The organism is Isoptericola sp. NPDC060185, assembly GCF_042728595.1.
In the GTDB taxonomy this organism is placed as follows: Bacteria; Actinomycetota; Actinomycetes; order Actinomycetales; family Cellulomonadaceae; genus Isoptericola.
This window is the reverse complement of record NZ_JBHWYY010000024.1, coordinates 37160-56443: the sequence shown is the minus strand read 5'-3', so window position 1 is coordinate 56443 and position 19284 is coordinate 37160. Positions and strand designations below refer to the sequence as shown.

The window sequence follows — 19284 nt, the reverse complement described above, 5'->3', positions numbered from 1 at the left end:
GCCCTGTCCCGGTCGCGAAACAGGGCCAAACGCCCGCTCACAGCGTCACAGGGCTCGCCAGCGCAGCTCGAGGGTCCGGGCCTGCGGGCGCAGCATCGCCGTCGGCCAGACGTCCGGGCCGCAGGCGCGCGAGCCCAGGCCGTGCTGGGCGGCGTCGACGTACAGGTGGTGCCGCTCCGGCACGGGCAGCTCGTGCGGGTGCGCGGCCGCGGCGAGCTCGTGCGCGGAGTGCCGGGCCAGCGTGAAGCCGGGCAGGCGGCCGCGGGCGTCGCGGGCGGCGGCCATCCGCACCCACGGGCGCCCGTCGCGCGCCAGCACCAGGTCGCGCACCTCGGAGCGGTGGCCCGACTCCTGCGGCCGCGCGTACGGCACGCGCAGGTCGTCGAGGCCCGCCCGGTGCCGCCCCACCACGACCGAGGAGCGCACGTCCGGATACGAGTCGTGCGGCCCCAGGCCGAACCACTCCGCGCCGTCGACGTCGGTCGGCAGCGCCAGGTGGACGCCGACGCGCGGCCACACGTCGTCCCACCGGTCGTCGGGCGTGAGGACCACGCGCAGCACGGCCTCGACGGCGCCGTCGGCGGCGCGCTCGGCGGTCCACGTCTCCTCGACGTCGATCGTCCGCCGGCTCTGGGCGGCGGACACCCTGCGCAGCACCCGCAGCCGGTCGGCCGACTCCTCGACGGCGACGGTGCGGTGGGTGAGCCGGTCCAGGCCCTGGCGGCGCCACCGGTCGGCGACCGACGGCGCGGGCGCGCCGCGCCACGGGAGCGCCGTCGGGTCGGCCGCGTCGTAGCTGCCCATCCCGGCGCCGCGGTCGTTGTCCGTGGGCGCCCGCCACAGCTCGAGGCGCGGCGCGGACACGTCCGCCCCGGCCAGGGCGACCAGCTCGGGGCCGCGGAACGCGACCGGCGCGTCCGCGAGCGCCACGCCTGACCGGCGCGCCGTGCGGCTCGCCGCCCGCGTCGGCAGGGGCCACTGGTCGCGCCCGACGACGTGCCCGGCGTCCGCCCACGACGCGTCCTCGCGCAGCGCGAGCTCGACGGTGAGGAACACCTCGGCGCCCGGGGCCGCGGTGGGCAGGGCCGCGACGTCGAGCAGCCGGACCTCCACCCGCTCCCCCGCGGCGACGGGCGTCCCGTCCGGGCCGGCATCGGTCTCGCCCGAGGCCACGACCGCGCCGTCGTGCTCGACCCGCCACCGCAGCACGAGGTCGCCCGTGCCCGCGGTGTGGCGGCGGTTCCAGACCTCGACCCTGCCCGACGCGGGCCCGCCGGACGGCCGCACGACGACGGGTCGCTCGACGTGCGCGAACTCCGTCAGCCCGGGGCTGGGGGTGTCGTCGGACAGCACCATCCCGTCCATGACGAAGTTGCCGTCGTGCACCACCTCGCCGAAGTCGCCGCCGTAGGCGAAGAACTCGGTGCCGTCCGGGGCGGTGGTGCGCAGGCCGTGGTCGCGCCACTCCCAGACGAACCCGCCGTGCAGCCGCGGGTGGGTGTCCACGAGCTCGCGGTACTGGTCGAGCGCGCCGGGGCCGTTGCCCATGGCGTGCGCGTACTCGCACAGCAGGAACGGCTTGGACCGCTGGCGGGCGGAGTCGGCGACGCTGCAGCCGAGGAGCGGCGACAGGTCGCCGCTCCCGATCGACGCCGTCTCCGGGACCGTCGAGTACATCCGCGAGTAGACGTCGGTGTACTCGCCCGCGTAGTCGCCCTCGTAGTGCACGGGCCGCGACGGATCGCGGTGGTGCACCCACTCGGCCATGGCAGCGAGGTTGCTGCCGGTGCCCGACTCGTTGCCCAGCGACCACAGCACGACGCTCGGGTGGTTCTTGTCGCGCTCCACGGTGCGCCGCACGCGGTCGAGGTACGCCTCGCGCCAGGCCGGGTCGTCGCTCGGGTTGCCCACCCAGTCGCCGTCGCCGAAGCCGTGCGTCTCGAGGTCGGTCTCGAGGATCACCCACAGGCCCAGCTCGTCGGCCAGGTCGAGCACGCGCGGGTGCGGCGGGTAGTGGCTGGTGCGGATCGCGTTGACGTTGTGCTGCTTCATCCGCAGCAGGTCGGCCCGGGCGTGCTCCTCGTCGAAGACGCGGCCCCGGTCCGGGTGGGTCTCGTGCCGGTTCATGCCGGAGAAGACCACCCGCCGCCCGTTGACGAGCAGCCGGTCGCCGACGATCTCGACACGCCGGAAGCCCACCTTCAGGCTCACGGTCTCGCCCGTCGACGCCACGGTCGCCTCGTAGCGGCGCGGGACGTCGGCCGACCAGGGTTCGACGGCGCCGACCGCGACGGGCGCGACGTCCTCGGGTGTCGCCCACACGACGTCGACCCCGAGCTCGGGCACCCGCAGCCGCACGGGGAACGCCGCGCCGTCGGCGCGCACCTCGGGCACGAGGGTGCCCTCGCCGGTGGCCGGGTCGGACCCGGGGACGAGGTCGGCGTCGAGCCACACGTCGTCGAGCGCCCCGACGGGCCGGTGCAGCAGGGTGACGTCGCGGAAGATGCCGGGCAGCCACCACTGGTCCTGGTCCTCGAGGTAGCTCGCGGCGGACCACTGCACCACCCGCACCGCGACCGTGTTGGCGCCCGGGCGCACGGCCTCGGTGACGTCGTACTCGTGCGCCAGACGGCTGCCCGACGCCGACCCCACCTCGACGCCGTTCACCCACACCGTGAAGAACGACTCCACGCCGTCGAACCGCAGCAGCACGCGGCCGCCCTCGGTCCACGACGCCGGCACGTCGACCTCGCGGCGGTAGTCGCCCGTCGGGTTCTCGTCGGGCACGTGCGGCGGGTCCACCGGGAAGGGGAACTGCACGTTCGTGTAGATCGGGCGGCCGTACGCGCCGTCGCCCTCGAGCACCCAGTGCGCGGGGACGGGGATCTCGCCCCAGCCGGCGTCGGGCGACGTCGCGTAGCCGGGGCGGGCGAAGTCGGCAGGCGCCTCGCCGGCGGGCAGGACGCCGTGGGCGCCCGGGGCGCCGGGGACGCCGGCGAGGAGCCGAAAGGCCCAGGCGCCCTCGAGGGACCGGCGGGGCGCGTCGCTGGTCAGCGCCGCGCGGGGCGGCTCGACGCGGCCCGACGCGGGGACGGTGGACTCGTGCGGCAGCGGGGAGAGCAGGGTCATGCCTTGACAGCACCTTCCGTCAGTCCGCCGCGCCAGAACCGCTGCAGGGCGATCATGGCGATGGCGAGGGGGATCACCGAGAGCAGCACGCCCCCGGTGGTGAGCTCGTAGAACTCGGGCAGCCGGTCGGTCTGGCTGCGCCAGTTGTTGAGCCCGAGGGTGATCGGGTACAGCTTCTGGTCGCTCAGCATCACCAGCGGCAGGAAGTAGTTGTTCCAGATGCCGACCAGCTGGAACAGGAACACGGTGACCAGTGCGGGCGTCATGATCCGCAGGCCGATGGTGTGGAAGATCCGCAGCTCCCCCGCCCCGTCGATGCGGGCCGCCTCGACGAGCGAGGAGTCCACGGTCGCGTCGGCGTAGATGCGGCACAGGAAGAAGCCGAACGGCGACACGAGCGACGGGATCAGCACGCTCCAGTAGCTGTTCGCGAGGCCGAGCTGGCTGAACAGCAGGAACAGCGGCAGCGCGGTGGCCGTGCCGGGCACGAGCACGCCGCCGAGCACCAGCCCGAAGATGAGGTTGCGGCCCCGGAACTGGTACTTGGCCAGCGCGTAGCCGCCCGCGGCCGCGAGGTACGTGGCGATCAGCCCGCCCACCCCGGCGTACAGCACGGAGTTGGCGAACCAGCGCACGAAGACACCGCCGTCGTACGTCAGGACCGCGCCGAGGTTGTCGAACAGCGCGAACGAGCTCCCGAACCAGAAGCCGTTGGTCGCGAACAGGTCGTCCGTCGTCTTCGTCGCGGCGACCACCACCCAGTAGACGGGCACCAGGAAGTAGATCGCGACGACCACGAGGATGCCGGTGACGAGGATCCGCGTGGCCGGACGGCGACCCCCGCGGTCCGGGGCGGCGGCCCGCGCCGCGGCGCGGGTGCCGAGGGGCGGCGTGGAGGCGGGCTGAGTGGACACGGTGGCGGTCATCGCGAGCTCCTGTTCGTCAGCCGGAGGAAGAGGAACGACAGCGCGAACGCGACGAGCGCGATGAGCACCGACTGGGCGGCCGCGACGTTGTAGTCGTTGTAGGCGAACGCGGTCGTGTAGGCCGACAGGTTCGGCGTGTACTGCGAGTCGATCGCCGGCGAGACCGTCTTGAGCAGCTGCGGCTCCGCGAAGAGCTGCAGCGTGCCGATGATGGAGAAGACCGTGGTGAGCACCAGCGCCGGCCGGATCAACGGGAGCTGGACGCTCCACGCCGTGCGCCACGGGCCCGCGCCGTCGACGCGCGCCGCCTCGTACAGCTCGGGCGGGATCGCCTTGAGCTGCGCCACGATGATGAGCATGTTGTAGCCCGCGTACGTCCAGGTGACGATGTTCGCGATCGACCACAGCACCGTGCCCGCGCCGAGGAAGTCGGGCGTGAACCCGAACAGCGTCTCGGTCAGGTCGATGATCGGGCTCAGGCCCGGCACGTACAGGAACGACCAGAGGATGGTCGCGATGACGCCCGGGATGCCGTACGGCATGAAGTAGGTGGCGCGGAAGAAGCCGGGCCAGCGCGCCGACGCCGACTCCAGCAGCAGGGCCAGCACCGTCGCCGCGACGATCATCACCGGCACCTGCACGACGCCGAACAGCAGCATCCGCCAGATCGACGCGATGAAGTTCCCGTCCTCCAGCGCGATCCGGTAGTTCTCGAACCAGGCGAACCCGGTGGTGACGCCCTCCTCGCCGAACAGCCCCGCCCGCGTGACGGTGGTGAAGCTCTGCCCGATCGCCACGAGGATCGGCAGCACGAACGTCAGCAGGAACAGCACGAGGAACGGCCCGACGAGGATCCAGGGGGCGCGCCCCACGGCCGTGCCGCGCTTCGTCTTCGACGGCGCCGGCGCGCCCGGGGCCCGGGTGGTGGGCGTGGTGGTCTGGGTGGTCATCGGTCCTCCGCCTTCCGGATCGTCAGGCCCTTCTGGCGGAACACCTCGATGGTCCGCGCCTCCGCGGCGACGACGGCGTCCACGAGCGTGCCGCCCGTGGCCTTGCGCCGGAACCCGTCGCCGAGGATGTTGAACGTCTGCTGCGTGATGGGCCACCACTGCCAGTCGGGGTTCTGCTCCTTCGTGGCGGGCTGGAAGACCTCCGTGTTGTACCGCTGCCCGCCGAAGAACTCGCTGGGCTCCTCGCGCGCGGCACCGATGTAGTCGCGGGCCGGCGACCAGCCGATGCCCGAGTACTTGATCATCGCGTCGATGCCCTCGGGGTCCGTGTTCATCCAGACGGCGAACTCCATCGCCTCCTTCGGGTGCTTGCTGTTCGCGAGCACCGCCGACGTCGAGCCGCCGATGAACGACGACCCGAAGCCCGTGTCCCAGCGCGGGGCAGGCGCCACGCGCCACTTCCCCTCGGCGCCGCTCACGCCCTCCAGCAGGGCGTCGCCCCAGCTCGCGCTCACCAGGGACGCGATCTTGTCGTCGGCGGCGGCGGCGAACCAGCCGGGCGAGTACGGGTTGGCCGATGTCGTCACCAGGTCGTCGTCGATGGCCTTGTCGAAGAACCGCGCGACGTCGAGCGTCGTCTCGTCGGCCATGTCGATGACCCAGCCGTCGTCGGAGCTGCGCAACCACGTGGCGCCGGCCTGCATCGCGTGCGCGGCGAACACCGACGTGTCGTCCAGCGGGAACGCGTCGATGAAGATGCCCGCCTCGCGGAAAGCGGGCGCCACCTGCGCCCACTGCGCCCACGTGGTGGGGACGTCGGCGCCGACCTGCTCGAAGAGGTCGGGGCGGTAGTACATGCCCACCGGCCCGGAGTCCTGCGGGATGCCGTACACGCCGCCCGCGAAGCTGACCTGGTTCCAGAGCGTCTCGTCGAACTTGTCGGCGTGCTCGGAGACGCCGTAGCGCTCCAGGTCGACCAGGCCGTTGACCAGCATGAACTCGGGCACCGTGCGCATCTCCACCTGCGCGAGGTCGGGCCCGCCGCCGGCCGCGAGGGCCGAGTACATCTTCTGGTAGCCGCCGGAGTTGCCGCCCGGGATCCAGGCCACCTCCACCTGGACGTCCGGGTGCTTCGCGTTCCAGATGTCGGCGACCTTCTGCAGGTCCTTGAGCCACGCCCAGTACGTCAGCGTGACCTTCTCCCCGGCCGCCGCCGGCACCACCGGCTGGGCGTTGACCGACGTCGTGCCCGGCGTCGCGCAGCCGGCGAGCACCGCCGCCGCTCCCCCGGCGAGCCCCAGGCCGAGGAGCTCCCGTCTCGTGACCTCTCGCATCCGTCCCCACTTCGTCGTGACGTCGTCGCCCGGGGCAGGTGCCTCGGGCTTGCGTGTGAGGGTGGTCACGTTAACAGTGCTGGCTGACCGGTCGGTCACCGGTCCCAGGGCGTGTCAGCCAGGAGCTTCCTCGTCCGGCGGCGAGCGCCCGAGAGCATGCCCGAGGTCCGGCGGCGCTCCGGTGAGGGGAGCACCGCCGGACCATGGCTCAGGGCCCTTGCCGACCGCCCGGCGTCACTCGACCCGAGCGCTGGGCTCCTGGAAGCCCACGAGTCCCGGGTCTTTGTCGGTGGTCAGGACGAGCTGGTTCAGCACGAGACCCGACTCGCGCGGTGCGAGCGAGATGGTGTGCTCCCCCGGGGCGAGCGCGATCGCGGCGCCGGCGGTGCCGGTGCTCCCGTACCAGGACTCGGACCCGGCCTCGGGGCTGCTCTTGCCCGAGTGGTAGCGCCACGTCCCGTCGACGAGCACGTGGTACGAGTCCGCGTCGGCGTTCGGGTTGCTCATGTTCGCGAACAGGTAGTAGGTGCCCCCGGCCGCGACGTCGACCGTGAAGTCGAGGCGCGGCGGAGCCCCCGGCGCGATGCTGCCGTTGACCTTGTCCGTCGGCCCCGCGGAGAACAGCGCCGCGGCCTGGGCCGGAGAGGTCGCGATCCAGTTCGCCTTCGCCGCGGCGCTGGCGGGCGGCACGGCCTGCACACCGTTCCGGGCCTGCGCCCAGGTGTGCGTGCCGTTGTTGCTCGCCTCCGAGAGGGCCCCGGGGGCGTCCTCCAGGGCGTCCGCGGCGTCGATCACGATCGAACCCGCCTCCTCCTGGTAGGACCCCACCGGGGCGCCGACGGCACGCGTCACGCGCACCGTCGCCACCGTGACGGAGCCGTCACGAGCGGTCGCCGCCACCTCGGCGGTGCCCGCACGGTGACCGGTGACCCGCACCGCGTCGCCGTCGAGCGACGCCGAGACAGCCGTCTCGTTGTCCGACGTCACCGAGACGGCCCCGGACATCCCGTCGATCGTGGACGTCGCACCCTCGGTGGTGTGCACGTCAGGAACCCGGTGCAGCGCCGGCATCTCCCGGGGGAGCTCCGCGACGACGGCACGTTGCGGAGCCGCGCCGGCGACGTCGTTGGGGCTCTCGGGCGGCCCGACCAGCCCGTCCCCGGCGGCACCGTCGACGGTCTCGAGGACGATCCGGTCGAAGAGGATCGCGGCGTCGGACCGATACACGACCAGGTCGTGCCAGCCGGGGGTCGGGACGTCCACCGTGAACTCGAGCGGCTCGATCCCATGCATGATGTTGAAGCCCCACGGGCTCTGGCTGTTCCCCGACACCGACGTGCCGCGGAGCTGCGCACTGGTGGGCACCTCGTCGTCGAGGCCGATCGCCGTGCGCGCCGTCCGTGCGGTGCCGTCGTCCTCGGTGCCCTCGTTCAGGGTGGGCACCCGGTAGAACGTCCCCGTGAACCGCCCGGTCGAGGTGAACCAGACGCGGTAGGTGAGCCGGGCCGTGTCCGCGAAGTCGGTGTCGACGCGGGGGGCGGTCTCGGGGTACGACCCCATCGACGCGCCCCGCTGGCCCACGCCCTGGACCGGCGCCCACCGGGAGCCGTCCGCCCCCGGCTCGTTGGCGGCGAAGTGCTCCGCCTCGAGCACCACGCGGCCGTTCGACTCGAGGTGCCCGCTCCCGTCGAGGTCCTTGAGGTCGGGCGCCCGCTCGACGTCGACCGCGAAGGTCGCGACGGGCTCGCCCGTGCGCACCCCGTCGACGGCCCGGTACACCCGGACGACGCCCGACGTGCCGCGCCCCTCGTCGACCGACACGCGCACGCGTCGTTCGGTCGCCGTCGTCCCCGAGCGCGCCGACAGGCTGATCCACGGCTGGTCCGCCTCGGCGACCCAGTCCTGCGGGTCGGCGACGTCGGCCGTCGAGAAGACGTCGAAGAACCTCTCGTCGTCGGGCGTGGCCGAGCTGAAGCGGAGCGTGCCCGCGCCCGGATCCGTGCTGCCCTCGGCGGCCGCGCCGACGCCCTCGTGCGCCTCCGGGACCCTGGCGTACCGGTCGTTCGTCAGCATGACGGCGCCCTCGTTGGGGAAGCCCTCCGGATGGCTGTGGCCCATGATCTTCGCCCACTTGCCGTCGCTGAGCGTGTCCCAGTAGCGCTCGTCGGCCGTGATGCGCGCGCGGGCCCGCTTCGAGAGCAGCTCGTAGCTCCCCGCGCTGGCGTAACGACCCTGCGACGCCGCGAGCTGGTTCTTCCAGAAGTAGCCGATGTGCTCCGCGATGTCGCGGTACGCCCGCACCCGGTGGAGCACCTGCTGGTAGAACGCGGGCCGGTACTGCGGGGCCAGCTTCGCCGAGACATCCTCGAGCTCGGTCACCAGGGCGTTCGCCTCGTTGATGTAGCGCTGCAGCTCGTCGCCGTCCGACGTCGCGCTGAACGGGTACACCTGGCCGGTGTGGATCCGCCCGGAGCTGCCGCTCGACGCGTCCACCGCACCCCAGAACTCCGCACGCTTGGTGCTCTCCAGGGTGTCGAACCGTGTCAGCGCGTCGGCGACCGTCCGCGCCTGCTGCCCGGTCAGCCGGTAGTCCCGGCGCACCTGGTCCGTGAGGAAGCGGCTCTCGATGTTCGTGTCGTCATACCCGTCGACGTCCCAGGCGAGGCGGGCGAACAGGTCCAGCTTGATCTCGCCCGGCTTGATGTCACCCACGTTGAGGATCCAGTACCGCCCTGCTCCCGAGCTCCACGCCCGGTGCAGCTGCTGCACCATCAGCGCCATGGGCGTCGAGTTGAGCCACAGGTAGCTCTTCGGCTCGCCCCAGTAGGAGTTGTGGTAGTAGACGCCGTTGCCGCCGGAGCGGGCCGCCTCGGCCTTCGTCGGCATCTGACGCAGGTAGCCGTAGTTGTCCTCCGCCCACATGAGGGTCACGTCGTCGGGGATGTAGTCCTTCAGGCCGGCGTTGTAGAGGTCGTTCATCTCCTTGTACGGGATGAACACCTGGGGGACGGCGTCGACGCTGCCGTACACCTCGGCGACGAGCTTCCGCTGCTCGGTGATGGCATCGCCGACCATCTCCACCTTGGTCGTGAACCCGTAGGGGTTGCCGGGGGTGAGCACCGGCTCGCTGTCGTGCACGCCGCGGACGCCGAGCGGCAGGATGCTCTCGAACTCCTCGTTGGCGACGAGCCTCTCGCGCCAGTAGGCGATGAGCGCGGGCTTGTTGATCGAGTAGTCGTACGCGGCACGCCAGTCGGCGCCGCGGATGTCGAGCCCCTCCTTGTTCCGCTCGTAGAACTCCCGCCACTCGTGCTCGTTGCTGCGCAGCATCAGCTCCGCGTGCGACGACGACGCGACCACGCCGTACGCCGACGCCTCACGGGCGTTGATCGGTGTCCCCGTGTCGTACATCCCGGTGTCGGTGGCGCCGTTGAACGCCGTCGACGTCGCGTGCATCGCCGGCCACAGCGTGTTCATCCGCAGGCGCAGCAGCAGCTCGTAGACGTGCCGGTAGTAGTTGACGTCGGGCGTCCCCTGGTCCGTGGGGAACTTCGACCTCGCCCACTGCGCGAGGCGCTCCTCGTCGTTGATGAAGATCCCGCGGTACTTCACGTCGGGTCCGTCGTCCACCCGCGCGTCGGTGCCGACCACGATCGCGTCCCGCACCTTCACCGGCACGTCGCTGAACCAGTACCAGGGCGAGACGCCGATCTCCTCCGAGACCGAGTAGATGCCGTAGATGGTGCCGCGGGCGTCGCTCCCGGCGACCACGAGGGCCTCGTCCACCCCCGGCAGCGGGTCCTTGACCCACTTGGTCACGTAGGCCTCCCACCGGCCCGCGATCGTCGCGGCCTCGTCCAGCTTGCCGTCGTCGACGATCTGGTCGACGAGCTCGCTCTGGCCGACCTGGCCCACGATGATGGCGGCCCGGGCGCCCGACCCGTCGGTGCGCAGCTCGGGGACGCCACGACCCCCGGCGTCGAGCCTGGCCTCCTTCGCCTCCTCGTCGTCGACGAGGAGGCCCTGGACCTCGCGCTGGTCGATCGCGCCGGTCGCCATGCCGACGTCCTGGCGCAGGTCCTGGGTCGCGCGGCGCACCTGTTGATAGTCCCGTCGACCCTCGTCGCCCGACGGGGGCGCGTCCATCAGGATCGGCGCGGCCTCCCGCCCGTCGTAGACGGTGAATCCGGACGGCGCCGCCTGAGCGGCCCCCACGGTGGCCACGGGCGCGAGCGCCGCGGCCACCAGGGCGCCCGCCGCGAGCACCGCCGGCCATCGTGGGCGCCCCCGACTCCCGTCGTGAATCGCTTGCTGCGCTGCTCGACCTCGTTGTCGCGATGGCAGCATCGTCAGTCCCTCCTCTAGGCGTCCGACCAGCTCGGACGACGTCGGCGATCGAGCTCGTCGGCCAGGTCGACGACCGCACCCGTCAGGCGGGGGTCGGACCCGGCATCGTCAGGCAGGAGCCCCGGCAGCGCGAGCAGCGCCCGGGCGACGTCCGCCGGCGCGGCCGCGGCGGGGTCACCGTCGCCCGCCCGCGCGACGACGGCGGCGAGCTCGGCGGCGCGCGGGTCGTCGACGAGCCGCCCGGCGGCCGCCTCCCGGCGCACCACCTCGCTCCACGCGGCCAGCGCGAACGCCGCTCCCGACGGCACGGCGCCGGCGGCGAGCCGGTCGGCCACGATCCCGCCCCAGCGGATGGGGATCTTCTGCGTGCCGTCCATCGACACCTGCAGCGTGGTGTGCCCCGTGGCGGGGTTCGCGAACCGCTCCAGCAGGGACTCCCCGTACGCGCGCAGGTCCGCGCCGTCGGGCGGCGTCAGCGTGGGGAGGGCGTCGTCGAGCATGAACGCGCGCGCCCGCTCGCGCAGCGCCGGGTCGGTGACGGCCTCCGCGAGCGTCGCGTGCCCGGCCAGCCGCCCGGCGTACGCGAGCAGCGAGTGGGTGCCGTTGAGCATCCGCAGCTTGGCCTGCTCCCACGGCGCGACGTCGGAGGTGAGGGTGGCGCCCGCCCGCTCCCACGCGGGGCGCGGCCCGGCGAACCGGTCCTCGATCACCCACTGGCGGAACGGCTCGCCCACCACGAGGCCCTCGTCGCGGGCGCCGAGCTCGCGCTCCACCGCGTCGCGGTGGGCCGCCGTGGTGGCCGGCACGATCCGGTCCACCATCGAGCACGGGAACGCGACGTCCGACGCGAGCCACGACCGCAGCCCGTCCCCGTCCGCCCCCGGCAGCGCGGCGTCCACCGCCGCGCCCACCAGCCGCTCGAGCACGCGTCCGTTGTCCACCATGTTGTCGCAGGTCAGCACCGTGATCGGGTGCCGCTCGCCCGCCGCCCGCGCCGCCCGCCACCGGGCCGCCAGGCCCCGCACCAGCAGGCCGACCGCCGTCGTCCCGGGCACCACGTCCCCGCCGACCAGGCGGTTCTGCACGTTCTCGGGCGTCTTTCCGTGCACAACCACCTGGTCGGCGGCCGACCCGGCGCCCGACGGCCCCGCACCGACCGATTCGGCCGCGAGCGCGTCGAGGTCGGGGCGCACGCGCTCGACGTCGAGCCCGCCGTCGGCGGCACGGGCGTACCCCTTCTCGGTGACGGTGAGCGTCACGACGTGGGTCGTGGGCGCCGCGACCGCCGCCAGCACCCGCGCGGTCTCCTCGGCGGGCCACGCGACGTCGAGCACGGACCCCACGAGGTCGAGCCGGCTCTCGTGCGTGCCCGCCGTGAGCACCGCGTACACCCCGCCCTGCGGCCGCAGCTGGTCGCGCACCGACGCCGAGCGCTGCGTCACGCCGAGGATCCCCCAGCGGCGGTCGCCGGTGGCGCGCGCGGCCAGCTCGGTGAACACCGCCTGGTGGGCCCGGTGGAACGCGCCGATCCCCAGGTGCACGATGCCCACCTGCTCGGGGTCCGCCGGCGGCTCGAGGTGCGCGGGCAGGGCGGAGCGGTGGAGTCGGTCAGTCGTCACGGGCTTCCTTCACTTGGGCGACCAGCTGGGTGGGGTTCACGAACCTCAGGGCGACCACGAGCATGACGAGCATCGTCGTCGTGTACATGACCGCCATGGCGGAGACGAGCTGGCGGGCCTCGCCGCCGCCCGCCGACGTCATGGCGCGGTAGATCGCCACGACGAGCGTGTCGGACTGCGGGCCGGACACGAGGAACGTCAGCTCGAACATCCCGACCGTGCGCACGAGGACGAGGATCGACGCCGCGAGGATGCCGGGCACCAGCAGCGGCGCCAGGATGCGCGTGAACACCTGGCGCAGGCCGGCGCCGCACATGCGCGCGGCGGACTCGATCGCCGGGTTGATCTGCTCGATGAACGGCGTCATCGTCAGGATGACGAACGGCACGGACGGCACCAGGTTCACCAGGATCACCGCGACCACCGTGCGGCCCAGACCGAACGCGTACATCACCGTGGCGAGCGGGATGCCGAAGGTGATGGGCGGCATGAGGATCGGCAGCAGGAACAGCACGTTCACCAGCCGCTTGCCGGGGAAGTTCCGCCGGGCCAGCAGGTACGCCGCGGGCACGCCGATCAGCACGGACAGCACCACGACGGCGATCGCGACGCCCACCGTCACGCCCACCACGTGCGTCAGGTCGAACCGGTCCCAGGAGCTCGCGTACCAGTCGGTGGTCCACTCGGCGGGCAGCCAGCTGTCGAACCACGACCGGCCGAACGAGTCGACGACCACCGCCACGATGATGCCCAGCAGGAACACCAGGAACGCGGCCATGCCGGCCCAGACGAACCAGGTGGACGGCGAGGCGGCCAGCGACCGCTCGCCCGGGGGCCGCCCCGCCGCACCCGTCGCGCGGGGCGGTGTGTCCTGCGGCGCGTCCGACGTCGTCGTCGGGCTGTCCAGCGCGCTCATCCCTTGCCTCCCGTCGATCCCTTGTAGAGCAGCGACCGCCAGGCGAGCACGATCGCGACGACGAGCAGCTCGACGACGCCCATCATGAGGGCGATGGTCGAGGCCATCGGGTAGTCGTTCTGCTCGCCGAACGCGCGGAACGCCATCAGCGACATCACGCGGGTGGAGCCCATCGCGTCGCCGACGAGGCGGGCGGACGGGAACACCGAGAACGCCAGCACGAACGTGAGGATGAACGTGGTGGCGAGGCCGGGCGCCAGCAGCGGCAGCGTGATGCGCCGGAACCGCTGCCACCAGCCCGCGCCGAGGGTCCGCGCCGCCGAGTCCAGGGACGGGTCGATGCCCGACAGGTACGACGAGACGAGCAGGAACGCGAACGGGAAGCCCGTGATGATCAGCGAGAACATCACGCCGGTGTAGTTGTTCACGAGGGCCAGCGGCTGGTCCACGACGCCCGTGGCGAGCAGGAACCGGTTGAGCCACCCCTGCCGGCCGGCGAAGATCAGCAGGCCCTGCGCGGTGAGGACCGTGCCGAGCGTGATCGGCAGCACCAGCACCGACGTCATGAACCGCTTGAAGCGGAACTTGCGGCGCAGCACCATCGCCACCGGGATGGACGCCAGCACGTTGAACAGCGCCGCCGGCAGCGCGAGCCGCATCGTGATCCACACCGAGTCGAAGACGAACGGGTCGCGGAAGAACGCCACGTAGTTCGCCAGGACCCCGCCGCCCCACTGCTGCTGGGTGGCGAGGCTCGGCTGGAACGTCAGCCCGATCCCGTACGAGAACGGGTACACGAACAGCGCGAGCGCGAACACCAGCGCGGGCACCATGAGCCACAACGACGAGTCGATGCCCCGCTCCGCCAGCCGGTGCCGCAGGCTGGCGGTGCTGCGCGCCGGGCGGGCGGCGACGGCGGTCATGCCGCCGTCACCGCCTCCGCCCGGGCGTCCGCCCGCGCGGCCGACAGCTCGGCCGGGAAGACGAGCACCCGGTCGGCCGGCGCGGTGAGGCGCACCGCCTCACCCACGGCGGGGGCCACGGGGGTGCGCACGTGCAGCATCGTCCCGTCCGGCGTCTGCACGACGACGGCGAACTCCCGCCCGTGGTACTCGACGACCGCGACCTCGCCGCGCAGGTCGTTGCCGTCGCGCGGCTCGCCCCCGGGCCCGACGACGGTGAGGTCGTCCGGGCGCACCGCCACGCGCACCTCGTCTCCCGCGGACACGCCGCCGACCGCGCGGCCGTGCAGGGCCACGCCGCCCACGCGCACCGTCGTCCCGTCGGACGCTCCGTCGCCGAGGGTGCCCGCGAGGATGTTGCGGTAGCCCATGAAGTCGGCGACGTGCCAGTTGCCGGGGTGGTCGTACAGCTCGTCGGGGGTGCCGATCTGCTGCACCCGGCCCTCGCGCAGCACGACGAGACGGTCGGCCAGCGACAGCGCCTCCTCCTGGTCGTGGGTCACGTAGATCGTGGTGAGGCCCAGCTCCTGGTGCAGGCGGCGGATCTCGGTGCGCATGTCGAGCCGCAGCTTGGCGTCGAGGTTCGACAGCGGCTCGTCCATGAGCACCAGCGACGGCTCCAGCACCACGGCGCGGGCGATCGCGACGCGCTGCTGCTGGCCGCCCGACAGCTGGCCGGGCAGCTTCTTCGCGTGCTGCTCCAGCTTCACCAGCGCGATCGCCTCCGCGACCCGCCGCGAGATCTCGGCGCGGGGCAGGCCGCGCATCTGCAGCCCGAACGCGACGTTCTTCTCCACCGTGAGGTGCGGGAACAGCGCGTAGCTCTGGAACACCATGCCGAACCCGCGCTTCTCGCTCGGCACGGTGTCCACGCGGCGCCCGTCGAGCAGGATCTGCCCGTGCGTGAGCGGGAGCAGGCCCGCGAGGCAGTTGAGCGCCGTCGACTTGCCGCAGCCCGACGGGCCGAGCAGGGCGATGAACTCGCCCGCCCGGACCGTCAGGTCCAGGCCCGCCAGGGCCTGGTGGCCGCCGAAGCTGCGCCCGACGTCGCGCAGCTCCAGCGACTCGAACGTGCCGGCAGTGATCGCCATCGCGGTCTCACTCCTCCGTGTACTTGCCGGCACCGATCTCGCGGTCCCAGATGTCGAAGGCCTTGACCATCTCGTCCGGCGCCAGCGGCGTGGTGGACGGCGCCGACTCGATGAGGTCGTCGTACCAGTCGCGGCCGTACTCCTTGATCGTGTCCTGCGACTCCTGCGGCGCCTTGTCGAGCGTCGCGCCCTCGACCGCCGGGCCCGGGTAGAAGTAGCCGTGGTCGTACGCCTTGGCGTTCTGCTCCGGCGTGAGGATGTCCTGCAGCAGCAGGAGGATCGCCGAGATCTTGTCCGCGGACTGGCCCTTCGGGATGGCCGCGTAGTGCGCGTCCGTCACCCAGGTGAAGTCGTCGAACGGAGCGGCGTCCAGCGTGTTCGGCAGCCGGCCGTCGGTGCGGGGCTCGATCTCCCAGCCGGTGGTCGTCGGGATCATGCTCCAGGTGCCGTCGCCCATGTTCGTGACGACCTGCCCGGTGCCGGTCGGGTAGTTGTCGACGTACTCGCCCAGCTCCTTGAGGTACGCCCAGGTCTTGTCCCAGCCGTTCTCCGGGTCCTTCGGGTCCTTGTCGCCCAGGATGTACGGCAGGCCCATGAGGAACGTGCGGCCGGGGCCGGAGTTCGCGGGGCGCGCGTACCCGAACTTGCCGGGGTTGGCCTTCGCCCAGTCGAGCAGCTCCTCGGGCGTCGACGGCGGGTCGGTCACGACCTTCGGGTCGAACTGCAGCAGCGGGCCGGACGGGTAGTACGTGACGACGACGCCGTAGCCCTCGGCCAGGTCCTGCATCGCCGCGGCGGGCTCCAGGTAGTTCTGCTGGTTGGACAGGCGGTCGCCGAAGTCGTCGACCAGCGGCACCCACAGGTCCTGCGAGATGCCGGCGGACAGGCCGTCGTTGCCGGTGAGGACCAGGTCCACCGACAGGTTCCCGGAGTCCACCTGCGGCTTGACGATGCCGGTGACGTCAGGGGCGCCGCCGGTCTCCCAGGTGACGGACGAGATGACGTCCGGGTGCTCCTCGACGAACGCGTCGATCATCGGCTCGGTGAGCTTCTGGTTGCCCGCGACGTCGAGGATGTGCAGCTCGACGGGCTTCGAGGGCGTGTCGGGCACCTCGGCCGCGTCGGTGACGGCTGGGCCGTCGCCGCCGCCCTCCGCGGCGGGCGGGGCGCAGGCGCCGAGCAGCAGCCCGAGGCCGGCGGCGCCGACGACGGCGACGGTGCCGGCGTGGGAACGGTGGAGTCGCATGACTACCTTCCTTCCCCCGGGCGACGGTGCCCGGGAACGGTGCGTCGACGGCGTCGTCGACGGTGCGGCGGGGTACCGATCATCCGGGCGGGACGCCGGTGGAGTCGCGGATCACGAGCTCGGCGGGCAACCGGTGCCGGTCGCCCCCGACGGTCTGGGGCTCGGCGCGGCCGGCGTCGAGCCGGCCGAGCAGGAGGTCGACGGCGCGGCGGCCGAGGCCGGTGCGCGGCACCCGCACCGTGGTCAGCGCCGGCGAGACGAGCGTCGCGACGTCCACGTCGTCGAACCCGACGACGGACATGTCCTCGGGCACCCGGACCCCGCGGCCGCGCAGCCGGTCGAGAACGCCGAGGGCCATGAGGTCGTTGAACGTCGCGACGGCGGTGACGCCCTGCGCGACGGCGTGGTCGGCGGCGGCGAGGCCGCCGGAGAAGTAGGGCCGGAAGGAGCCGAGCTCCACGAGGGTCACGTCGCCCAGCCGCTCGGCGGCCGCGCGCAGCCCCTCCAGCCGGCGCGCGCCCGACCAGGACGTCGTCGGCCCGGCCGCCACGCCCACGCGGCGGTGGCCCAGCGCGTGCAGGTGGCCGAGCACCTGCGCGATGCCGTCCGCGTCGTCGACCGCGACCGAGGGCAGGTCGGCCAGGTCCCGGCTGACGAGGACGGCGGGGAGCTGGCCGACGGCCCGGCGCAGCTCCTCGTCGTCGGAGCGCGGCGACGCGAGGACGACGCCGTCGACCCGCTGCGCGAACTGGGCGAGCAGCCCCGCCTCCGCCGACGGGTCCTCCTCGGAGTCCGCGACGAACACCGGGTAGCCGGCCGCCCGCGCCCGGGCCTGCACCCCCTTCGTCACCGAGGCGAAGTACGGGTTCTCGAGGTCCGGCACCAGCAGGCCGAGGGTGTGCGTGCGCCCCAGCCGCAGCCCGCGCGCAGTGGGGTTGGGCGTGTAGCCCAGGCGGTCGGCGGCCTCGAGCACCCGCTCGCGGGTGGCGGCGGAGACCTGCTCCGGCGCGGTGAGCGCGCGCGACACGGTCGACACGGAGACACCGGCCGCGCGGGCCACCTCGTGCGCGTTCGCCATCGTCACTCCCTCGTGCGTCGTCCCGTCGGGGTCAGTCTGCAAACGATCCCGGGACGCGTCAACCCCCGTTCGACACAAGGGCTTGCGCCGGGCACGGCCAACACGGCACGATGACTGCAATCGATCCCAACGATGATGTCGACGAGGGAGACGCCCGTGGACGAGCCCTGGACCCTGCACCCCGACCGGGCGCTGCCCGCCGACCCGGTCACGCGGCCGCTGGCCCGCGAGATCTACGCCGCGGTGCAGGACCTGCCGATCGTCTCGATGCACGGCCACGTGCCCGTCGAGTGGTTCGCGGACGACGCGCCGTTCGGCGACCCCGCGCAGCTCGTCGTCGTGCCCGACCACTACCTCACGCGCATGCTCGTCTCCCAGGGCGAGACGCTCCCCCGCCTCGGCGTCGGGTCCACCGCCGACGAGGACGCCGAGACCGACCCGCGCGAGATCTGGCGCCGCTTCTGCGCCGGCTGGAAGCACTTCCGCGGCACGCCCACGCGCTACTGGCTGGAGCACGTGCTCGTCGAGGTCCTCGGCGTCACGCAGCGGCCGTCGGCCGAGACCGCCGACGCGCTCTACGACCAGGTCGCGGCGCGCATCGCCGACCCGGACTTCCGGCCCCGCGCCCTGCTGGACGCGTTCGGCATCGAGACCATCGCCACGACCGACCCCGCCTGGGCCACGCTCGACGCCCACGCCAAGCTCGCCGCGGACGGCTACGGCGACCGCGTGCTGCCGACGTTCCGCCCCGACCCGCTGCTGCACCTCGACCGCGCCGGCTGGCGCGACGACGTCGCACGCCTGGGCGAGGCGGCCGGCGTCGACGTCACGTCGTACGACCGCTACCTCGAGGCGCTGCGCGCCCAGCGCGAGCGCTTCGTCGCCGCGGGGGCGCGCGCCACCGACCACGGCCACCTCTCGGCCGACACCACCCCCCTGGACGACGCCGACGCGCGGCGCATCCTCGACCAGGCGCTCGCCGGCACGGTCACCGCCGCCGAGGCGCAGGCGTTCAGCGGGCACATGCTGTTCCAGATGGCCGCGATGTCGGCCGAGGACGGCCTGGTCATGCAGCTGCACCCGGGCGTGCTGCGCAACCACGCGAGCGGTCCGTTCGCCGCGTTCGGCGCGGACAAGGGCTACGACATCCCCGTCGTCACCGAGTTCACGCGCTCGCTGCGCCCGGTGCTCGACGCGTTCGGCCACCACCCGGGCCTGCGGCTCATCGCGTTCACCGTGGACGAGGACGTGTACTCGCGCGAGCTCGCGCCGCTGGCGGGCGTCTACCCGGCCCTGCGCCTCGGCGCGCCGTGGTGGTTCCTCGACGCCCCCGACGCCATGCGGCGGTTCCGCGAGTCGGCCACGGAGACGGCCGGCTTCAGCAACATGAGCGGCTTCGTCGACGACACCCGCGCCTTCTGCTCCATCCCCGCGCGGCACGACCTGGCCCGCCGCGTCGATGCCGGCTACCTGGCGCGGCTGGTGGCGGAGCACCGCCTGGACCTGGACGAGGCCCTCGACGTGGCCGTCGACCTCGCCTACCGCCTCCCCCAGGCGGCCTACGCCCGCCCCTGAGGCGTTGTGGGGGGGGGGGGGGGGGGGGCCCGCCGCGGGGTAAAAAGCCACACAGCCCCCCCACCCAGACCCGGGCCCACACACGCCAACCGACGCCCCCGGGGGAGCCCC

At 73.1% G+C, this 19284-nt stretch carries 12 protein-coding genes; 1 reads left to right on the top strand and 11 read right to left on the bottom strand.

The features are described 5' to 3' along the window. Positions 1 to 45 precede the first annotated feature (45 nt). The 11 genes from ACFWDO_RS10570 to ACFWDO_RS10520 all read right to left on the bottom strand — a co-directional run bounded on the left by ACFWDO_RS10570 (position 46) and on the right by ACFWDO_RS10520 (position 17598). Positions 46 to 3129 (bottom strand): glycoside hydrolase family 2 TIM barrel-domain containing protein, encoded by a 3084-nt coding sequence (locus ACFWDO_RS10570; RefSeq protein WP_380321883.1) that lies wholly within the window; start codon positions 3127 to 3129, stop codon positions 46 to 48. Continuing rightward, positions 3126 to 4055: a carbohydrate ABC transporter permease gene (locus ACFWDO_RS10565; RefSeq protein WP_380321886.1), complete on the bottom strand. Its 930-nt coding sequence runs from the start codon at positions 4053 to 4055 to the stop codon at positions 3126 to 3128. Before ACFWDO_RS10565 ends, ACFWDO_RS10570 begins: the two co-directional genes overlap by 4 nt. Continuing rightward, complete coding sequence (locus ACFWDO_RS10560; RefSeq protein WP_380321889.1) at positions 4052 to 5005, bottom strand: carbohydrate ABC transporter permease; 954 nt, start codon at positions 5003 to 5005, stop codon at positions 4052 to 4054. Before ACFWDO_RS10560 ends, ACFWDO_RS10565 begins: the two co-directional genes overlap by 4 nt. Continuing rightward, complete coding sequence (locus tag ACFWDO_RS10555; protein WP_380321917.1) at positions 5002 to 6339, bottom strand: extracellular solute-binding protein; 1338 nt, start codon at positions 6337 to 6339, stop codon at positions 5002 to 5004. The genes ACFWDO_RS10560 and ACFWDO_RS10555 overlap by 4 nt, the downstream gene beginning before the upstream one ends. Positions 6340 to 6573: 234 nt before the next feature. Beyond that, positions 6574 to 10605: a glycosyl hydrolase 115 family protein gene (locus tag ACFWDO_RS10550; protein ID WP_380321893.1), complete on the bottom strand. Its 4032-nt coding sequence runs from the start codon at positions 10603 to 10605 to the stop codon at positions 6574 to 6576. Positions 10606 to 10700: 95 nt separating this feature from the next. After that, on the bottom strand, positions 10701 to 12305 hold the full coding sequence (locus ACFWDO_RS10545) for a mannitol dehydrogenase family protein (RefSeq protein ID WP_380321896.1): 1605 nt from the start codon (positions 12303 to 12305) through the stop codon (positions 10701 to 10703). Then, complete coding sequence (locus tag ACFWDO_RS10540; RefSeq protein ID WP_380321899.1) at positions 12295 to 13221, bottom strand: ABC transporter permease; 927 nt, start codon at positions 13219 to 13221, stop codon at positions 12295 to 12297. Before ACFWDO_RS10540 ends, ACFWDO_RS10545 begins: the two co-directional genes overlap by 11 nt. Further along, positions 13218 to 14144, bottom strand: a complete 927-nt coding sequence (locus ACFWDO_RS10535) for an ABC transporter permease (protein ID WP_380321902.1) — start codon at positions 14142 to 14144, stop codon at positions 13218 to 13220. Before ACFWDO_RS10535 ends, ACFWDO_RS10540 begins: the two co-directional genes overlap by 4 nt. After that, complete coding sequence (locus ACFWDO_RS10530) at positions 14141 to 15274, bottom strand: ABC transporter ATP-binding protein (protein WP_380321905.1); 1134 nt, start codon at positions 15272 to 15274, stop codon at positions 14141 to 14143. The genes ACFWDO_RS10535 and ACFWDO_RS10530 overlap by 4 nt, the downstream gene beginning before the upstream one ends. Before the next feature lie 7 nt (positions 15275 to 15281). Then, entirely contained in the window at positions 15282 to 16520 is a 1239-nt protein-coding gene (locus tag ACFWDO_RS10525) for an extracellular solute-binding protein (protein ID WP_380321908.1), read from the bottom strand. Between the two features lie 79 nt (positions 16521 to 16599). Beyond that, entirely contained in the window at positions 16600 to 17598 is a 999-nt protein-coding gene (locus ACFWDO_RS10520) for a LacI family DNA-binding transcriptional regulator (protein ID WP_380321911.1), read from the bottom strand. Between the two features lie 156 nt (positions 17599 to 17754). On the opposite strand from ACFWDO_RS10520, the gene uxaC reads away from it, so the two are divergent. Further along, complete coding sequence (uxaC, locus tag ACFWDO_RS10515; RefSeq protein WP_380321914.1) at positions 17755 to 19173, top strand: glucuronate isomerase; 1419 nt, start codon at positions 17755 to 17757, stop codon at positions 19171 to 19173. The last annotated feature ends 111 nt before the right edge of the window (positions 19174 to 19284 follow it).